A 7449-nucleotide genomic window follows, 5' to 3' on the forward strand; every position below is an offset into this window, starting at 1 on the left:
TTATTATCGAATTCGGTGACCGCCTGGACGGCCACCTGTAATGGGGTGGGCAGTTACACAGATTTATTTACAGGCTCTCCACCTGCCACCCCGCAAGCCCGCCCCTAAACCAACAGGCTACAAAAGGCAGGCCACTCCAAAGCCAGACGCGATCACCAGGCCTTGTAAGGCAAAAACTTCCCATTCAAAGTAACAACCACGCGATCCCCCTTGGGGTTCTCCTCCTTCTCGATGTCCATGGTGAAATCGATCGCACTCATGATGCCGTCACCAAATTTCTCATGGATCAGTTCCTTCATGGTGTCACCATACACCCCCACGATTTCGTACAGGCGGTAAATCAGCGGGTCCTGGGGCACGGCGCTGTCCCAGGCTTTCTTCGGGCAGACCTGCAGTGCTTCGGCAATCGACTTCTCCAGTCCCAGGGTCTCGCACACGGCGAACGCCTTGTCCTCCGTCATGCTGTTCATCCCCAGGCAGGCCGAGGTGGTGAACACCGGCGACATGCCGATGGCCTCGGCCAGGGCTTCCCAGGACACGCCTTTGGTGGCCTTGGCTTCCAGGATTTTTGCGGTCATCAGTTCTTTGTTCATCATGATTGATTCCTCTCTTGGCAATTAACGTCAGGCGTTTACCGCACGGGCGGCAGATTCGGCTTCAGACTCTGTGGCTGCGGACGCAGCGGTAGCATCCCCCCTGGCGGGCTCGACGAACTTCGGGCTGCCGTCTTTTTCCGGCAACGCCGAACCGCTGCGGTTGACCAGGAAGTCCACCAGGTAATCCCGGGTCTTGTGATAGGCCGGGTTCTGGAAAATGGTGGCGCGCGCCCTGGGGTGCGGGATGTCCACTTTTACGCTTTCGGCGATACGGGCATTGGGGCCGTTGGACATCAGGAAGATGCGGTCAGAGAGCAGAATGGCCTCGTCCACGTCGTGGGTGATCATGAACACGGTCTGACGGGTTTCTTCCCAGATTTTGACCAGTTCGTCCTGAATCACCCCACGGGTAAGCGCATCCAGCGCACCGAACGGCTCGTCCAGCAGCAACAGTTCCGGCTGCGTGGCGAATGCACGAGCAATGCTGACCCGCTGGCGCATACCGCCGGAAAGCTGGGAGGGTTTGCGGTTCAGCGCGTGATCCAGCCCTACCATGCTCAGGTAGCGTTCGCTGTGTTCTCGAACCTGCTCCTTGGACCACTTCGGCCAGCGAGCGCGAACGGCGAACACAATGTTGTTGAGGGTGGTTTTCCAAGGCAGCAAGCTGTAATTCTGGAAGACCACGCCACGCTCCAGCCCGGGGCCTTTCACTTCCTTGCCGTTCATCACCACGTTGCCGGAACTGGCTTCATCCAGCCCGGCCAGCACGTTCAGGATGGTGGATTTACCGCAACCGGAGTGACCGATGATGCAGACAAACTCACCTTTCTCCAGGGCAAAGCGGATATCCTCGAAGACGGTCAGATCGCCGCCCTGGCCGTCCGGATATACCTTCGACAGACCATCTACTTCCAGGAATGACTTATTCATAACAGCGCTCCCTTCGGAGGTTTGAGGCAGGTACCGGCTCGCCGGCACCGAACCGCTCATTCTTTGTACTCAACCATCTTCTGGGCCTTGCCCAGGGCAAGATCCAGCACCATACCCACCACCCCGATCATCACGATGGAGAAAATCACACTGGCCAGATCCAAGTTGTTCCACTCGTTCCACACGTAGTAGCCAATGCCGGTGCCGCCCACCAGCATTTCTGCCGCCACGATCACCAGCCAGGCGATACCGATGGAGATCCTCATACCGGTCAGGATGGTGGGCGCCGCAGCCGGCAGGATCACCGTGATGGCGGTGCGCAAAGGCCCCAGCTCGTGGGTACGGGCCACGTTCACCCAATCCTGCCGCACATTCGCCACGCCAAAGGCGGTGTTGAGCAACATGGGCCAGATCGAGCAGATGAAGATGACAAAGATGGCGGAGGCATCGGAATCCTGAATGATGAACAGCGCCAGCGGCATCCAGGCCAGCGGCGAAATCGGCCGCAACACCTGGATATATGGGTTAAGGGCTTTGTACATGAGCGGTGACATACCGATCAGAAAGCCAATGGGCAGTGCGATGGCCATGGCCGCAAGGTAGCCGGTGAGCACCCGGTAAACCGAGTAACCCAGCTGAATGCCGATGCCCTTATCGTTCGCCCCGGCGTCATAGAACGGATCGGACAGCTCGGCCCAGGCGAGCTTGATCACCGCTGACGGTGGCGGCACCCGGGATTCCTGATCAGCACCGCCCATCAGCATTTCATACTCGGTCATACCGGTCTGCGCTTCCGGAGGCTGGGTCGCCATCTCCCAGATGCCCAGGGCCAGGATCAGAAACGACACCGACAACAGCGCCGCCCGCACATTCAGGGAAGCCACGATCACACCCTCCCGATGGCAAAGCTGCGGGTGTACTCTTCCGCACTTTCCGGATCAAAGGTCTTGCCCATGATGGTGTGAGTCTTGTAGGTCTCGCTCGGAGCGCTGTAACCCAGCTCCTCCATAATCTTCCCGGTTTCGCCGGCCAGGTAGACTTGCTCGGCAATGCCCTTGTAGTCCACGTCGCCTTCGATATAACCCCAACGCTTCATCTGGGTCAGAATCCACACCCCCATGGAGTGCCACGGGAACGGGTCAAAGTCGATGCGGTCCGGCACGTTTTTCACCTCGCCCAGGCCATCGGCATAGCGACCCGTGAGAACCTGTTGAATCACCGGTACCGGCTGGTTCAGATAGTTCTTGGGCGCAATGGCCTCGGAAATTTCCTTACGGTTCTCGGGAATGTTGGAGTACTGGGTGGCGTCGATGATCGCTCGCAGCAGCGCACCATAAGTGTTTGGATTCTCGGTGGCGAACTTCTGGCTACAGGCAAAGGCACAGCAGGGATGACCTTCCCAGATATCCTTGGTGAGCATGTGGATAAAGCCTACTTTTTCCCACACGGCACGCTGGTTGAAAGGATCCGGCGACAAATAACCGTCGAGGTTACCGGCCCGCAGGTTAGCGACCATCTCGGGTGGCGGTACCACACGGATCTGCACGTCTTTATCCGGGTCGATACCGTTCTCAGCCAGGTAGTAGCGAAGCAGGAAGTTGTGCATGGAGTACTCGAAAGGCACCCCGAACTTGAAGCCTTTCCACTGTTTGGGATCGCGCTTGTCTTTGTGATCCACATGCAGAACGATGGCCTGACCGTTGATGTTCTCCACCGCAGGCATGATAAACGGCTCCGGGGTCGACCCTGCACCCATGCTCATGGCCAGGGGCATCGGGGTGAGCATGTGGGAGGCGTCGTATTCGCCCGCCAGGGATTTGTCCCTCGCCACCGCCCAGCCAGCGGTTTTGGTCACGGTGACGTCAAGGCCATAGCGCTCATAAAAGCCCATGGGATGCGCCATGATGATCGGCGTGGCACAGGTGATGGGCACGAACCCGACGTTCAGCTTGGTCTTCTCGAGCTTGCCAAGGGATTCCTTCACCGCCGCCTTGGCTTTATCGAGCGGGAATACGCTGGAGACCAGCGCAGCCGCTGAACCGGCGCCCATCATTTTCATGAAGCTGCGGCGAGAGTGGTCGTTGTGACCGAATACCGAGCGCACCACCGCGCTCTCAATCGCCCGGTCCATCATCGCCTCGGAGTCCATGGCGCCCTCGGTAGCGTCCTGGCGGGGGGCTGACTGCAGGTTCAACGAGGTCGACGGGGCGTTCTGCCCGGTCTTGCATTCCGGGCAGCCGCAGGTTTTTGCATGAATCAACGACTTGTCGCCGTCAAACGGATTGCCAAGGCTTTTCGTGGTCATGGGGCACTCTCCCTTCTCTCGGATGATGTTGTGCACTCTTGCAGTGCAACCAATTGGCGACTCTGACCCCCGAGCACATCAGGCCGGGGCGGTTGCGCGTTCTGGGAGAGATATCGCAGGGTTTGTGCCAACTACCGATATTTTTTTAAACCCATGTTTTCAAAGCTCTTTTATTTATCCTTTCTGAACACACCCACTACGAATTATCGTAATAAACGAGATTTCGTAGGCATCGCTACGATTTTTCATAGTTGGCACGGGGTTTGTTCTGTTGTTTTCATGATTAACGAGGACAGCCCCATGCACCCGGAACACCCCGTCAACAACCATGCCTGGATAGACCACCTGCCGGAGGCCGCATTGCTGGTGGATGCCGCCCAGGATCTGATCGTTGCTGCCAACAGTGCCATGGGCCGGTTGATGGGTATCGACCGGCAGTCCCTGAAAAGCACCCCCTGTACCCGCTTGTTCGCCGACCAACGCCCCCAGTTGATTGCTTTCACCGAGGAAACCCTGTTCCGCAGCCACGGCTGGAGCCGGGATTTCATGGTCAAACACCGGGACGGCCACACCGTTGAGCTGGAGATTTCCGCCTCACGGGTCGGTGAAGCAGAATCCCAGGAGCTGCTGCTGTTGCTGCGGGACCGTCGCCAGTTACGAACGCTGCGGGAGCGCCACGACGCCAACCATTATCATCGTGGCGGGCTGCTGGAGTGGCGGCGGGTAGAAGAGCTGTTCAAGGACATGGAGCGTGAGAACCAGCTGATTCTTCACGCCGTCGGGGAAGGTATTTACGGCGTGGATGCCGAGGGCCGCACCACCTTCGCCAACCCGGCAGCGGAGCGCATGCTGGGCTGGCGCATTGATGAGCTTATGGGTCGGGTCATTCATCGTGTGGTCCACCACTCTCACGAGGACGGCAGCCTCTATCCACTGAAAGAGTGCCCTATTTACGCCGCCTTTCGGGACGCCAGCATCAAACGGGTGGGCGAGGACTGGTTCTGGCGCAAGGACGGCACCGGTTTCCCGGTGGAATACACCAGCACGCCCATCCTGGACAACGGCCACCCGGTGGGCGCAGTGGTTGTGTTCCGGGACATCTCCCCGCGGCTGCAGGCCCAGAAGGAGCTGCAGAAAGCCCTGGAGGAAGTGGAGAGTCTCAAACACCGGCTGGAAATGGAAAACGCTTACCTGCAGGAAGAGCTCAGTGCGGAATACCACTTTCACGAGATATTTGGCCAGAGCGACGCCATCAAGGCCATCGTGCGCCGCATCGGTATGGTTGCCCCTACCGACGCAAATGTTCTGGTCACCGGCGAATCCGGTACCGGCAAGGAGCTGATCGCCCGCGCCATTCATCAGTCCAGCACCCGCCGTGACCGACCAGTGATACGGGTCAACTGCGCCGCCATTCCGAAAGACCTTTTCGAGAGTGAGTTCTTCGGCCACATCCGCGGGGCCTTCACCGGCGCAGTCAGTGACCGGGTGGGCCGGTTCGAACTGGCGGACGGCGGTACCCTGTTTCTGGATGAGGTGGGGGAAATCCCTCTGGAACTGCAAGGTAAACTGCTGAGAGTATTGCAGGATCAGCAGTTCGAGCGGGTGGGCGAAAACCACACCCGCGCGGTGGATGTGCGGGTCATCGCCGCCACCAACCGGGACCTGAAGGCGGAAGTGCAGGCCAAAACCTTCCGTGAAGATCTCTACTTCCGCCTCAACGTGTTTCCCATCGAATCCGTGCCGCTGCGGCGGCGCCAGGAGGACATTCCCATCCTCGCCCAGGAATTCCTCAACCGCGCCTGCCAGAAATTCAATCGCCCGCCCCTGGCGCTGAAGGAAGGCGACGTGGAAACCCTGAAGGCCTACCACTGGCCGGGTAACGTGCGGGAACTGGAGAACGTGATCGAGCGCCAGGTGATCACCGCTGACGGCCACCTCGATCTCGACCTGGCCGGCTCCGACTCCAGCGCCCGACCGGTGACCGCGCAAGCGCCGCCGGCCCGCCATTATCAGGGCGACCTGATGACCGAGCGGGAACTCAGGGAACTGGAAAAACAGAATCTGACCCGCGCCCTGACGATGAGCGCAGGGCGGGTGTTCGGGGACGACGGAGCCGCGGCGCTGCTGGGGGTGAAGCCCACCACCCTGACCTCACGGTTGAAAAAACTGAAAATTGAAGCCAGACAATTTCAAGTCAGGCAGAATTGACCCTTCGCGAGTGACCAATGGACCGCACACGGATACCTTGCAATGAACCACCTGACGTTCTCATCCCACTACGCCAGAGCCATTCTCCATGGTCTGGAGAAGAAAGGGTTGCCTACCGCAGAGCTGTTGCGCAGAAGCGGCATTGATGGGGATTTTATTGGCCCTCCGCGGGCACGGCTGCCCACTGAACAGTTCATCCGTCTGTTCCGGATGACCTGGAAAGTGCTGGACGATGAGTTCATGGGGCGCACCACCGAGCCATGCCAGGTCGGGCATTTTCACCTGATGACATCGTTGGTGGTGCACAGCGCCAACCTGGAGGAGGTGATCCGCCAAAGCATTCGCTGCTACCGCTTGTTCAACCAGGACATACAGATCGAGCTCAGCGTCGAGGGGGAAGAGGCGGCGCTGACCATGAGTCATCGCCACCCGGAACTGGACCCGGACCAATTTCTGATCGAATGGCTGCTTATGGTGTGGCATCGCCTGGTAGGATGGCTGATCGGTCGCAAAATCGTGCTCAGCCACGCCACCTTCACCCACAGCTTGCCGAGCCACTTTGATGAATACCGGTTCGTGTTTCCGTGCCAGTGTTTCTTCAACCGAGAACGCAACAGTCTGCATTTCAGCAAAGCTTATCTGGCCATGCCAGTCACTCGAACACCGGCGGAGGTGGATGAGTTCATTCTGAGCTCACCCCGTAACCTTTTGGTCTGGACCGACGACGATGACAGTCTCACCACGCAGGTAAGACAAAGGCTTGAGGACATGGAGCAGAGTCGCTTGCCGACGCTGGGCAGGATCGCGGAGCAGCTCAATATGACCAGCAACACCCTGAGCCGCAGACTCAGGGCAGAAGGCAGCGCCTACCAGAAAATCAAGGACAACCTGCGGCGGGACCAGGCGGTCACCCTGTTGCTGCGCCCCAACCTGACCATTACTGAGATTTCTTCCCAGCTGGGGTTTGCCGAACCCGGTGCTTTTTCCCGTGCTTTCAAGCACTGGACCGGGCTCAGCCCCCTCGCCTACCGCAAGCAGGATAGCTAGCGTTCTCTACAGCAGTTCAATCGCCACCGCCGTGCCCTCGCCACCGCCGATGCACAGCGAGGCAACCCCACGCTTAAGGCCACGCCGCTTCAGCGCGCTAATCAGGGTAACGAGGATACGCGAGCCAGATGACCCGATCGGGTGCCCCAAAGCACAAGCTCCGCCATGCACGTTGACCTTCTCCCCTGGAAGCTTGAGCTCGTTGATCGCCGCCAGGGTGACCACTGCGAAGGCTTCGTTGATTTCGAACAGGTCTACATCATCAACGGACCAACCGGCTTTTTTCAGGTTCATCGCGCTTTACCGGGAAATGCTGCTTTTATCTTCAGAAAGAAGTAGTCGTTATCCCGGTAGCCGTAGGCC

General features: G+C 58.9%; 6 protein-coding genes and 1 pseudogene. 2 read left to right on the top strand and 5 right to left on the bottom strand.

Going from position 1 to position 7449, the window contains the following annotated elements:
- Positions 1-152: 152 nt before the first annotated feature.
- The 4 genes from cynS to MLC70_RS17930 are packed head-to-tail and all read right to left on the bottom strand — an operon-like array spanning position 153 to position 3831.
- Positions 153-596, bottom strand: a complete 444-nt coding sequence (cynS, locus tag MLC70_RS17915) for a cyanase (protein ID WP_248185806.1) — start codon at positions 594-596, stop codon at positions 153-155.
- 27 nt (positions 597-623) lie between these two features.
- The gene (locus MLC70_RS17920; protein WP_248185808.1) at positions 624-1526 is read right to left on the bottom strand and encodes an ABC transporter ATP-binding protein; all 903 of its coding nucleotides are present in this window, start codon (positions 1524-1526) and stop codon (positions 624-626) included.
- Positions 1527-1582: 56 nt separating this feature from the next.
- The gene (ntrB, locus tag MLC70_RS17925) at positions 1583-2410 is read right to left on the bottom strand and encodes a nitrate ABC transporter permease (RefSeq protein ID WP_248185810.1); all 828 of its coding nucleotides are present in this window, start codon (positions 2408-2410) and stop codon (positions 1583-1585) included.
- 2 nt (positions 2411-2412) lie between these two features.
- A complete protein-coding gene (locus MLC70_RS17930) occupies positions 2413-3831 on the bottom strand; it encodes an ABC transporter substrate-binding protein (protein WP_248185811.1) in 1419 nt (472 codons plus the stop codon).
- 300 nt (positions 3832-4131) lie between these two features.
- Here MLC70_RS17930 and MLC70_RS17935 point away from each other — a divergent pair, with 300 nt between their 5' ends.
- Both MLC70_RS17935 and MLC70_RS17940 read left to right on the top strand, forming a co-directional pair.
- On the top strand, positions 4132-6039 hold the full coding sequence (locus MLC70_RS17935) for a sigma 54-interacting transcriptional regulator (RefSeq protein ID WP_248185813.1): 1908 nt from the start codon (positions 4132-4134) through the stop codon (positions 6037-6039).
- 42 nt (positions 6040-6081) lie between these two features.
- Positions 6082-7086, top strand: a complete 1005-nt coding sequence (locus MLC70_RS17940) for an AraC family transcriptional regulator (protein WP_248185815.1) — start codon at positions 6082-6084, stop codon at positions 7084-7086.
- A 6-nt stretch (positions 7087-7092) separates the two neighbouring features.
- On the opposite strand, the pseudogene MLC70_RS17945 reads toward MLC70_RS17940, so the two are convergent.
- Positions 7093-7374, bottom strand: a pseudogene (locus MLC70_RS17945) (acetyl-CoA C-acetyltransferase); the annotation flags it as partial.
- Positions 7375-7449 lie beyond the last annotated feature (75 nt).

Source organism: Marinobacter goseongensis, assembly GCF_023156235.1.
GTDB lineage: Bacteria > Pseudomonadota > Gammaproteobacteria > Pseudomonadales > Oleiphilaceae > Marinobacter > Marinobacter goseongensis.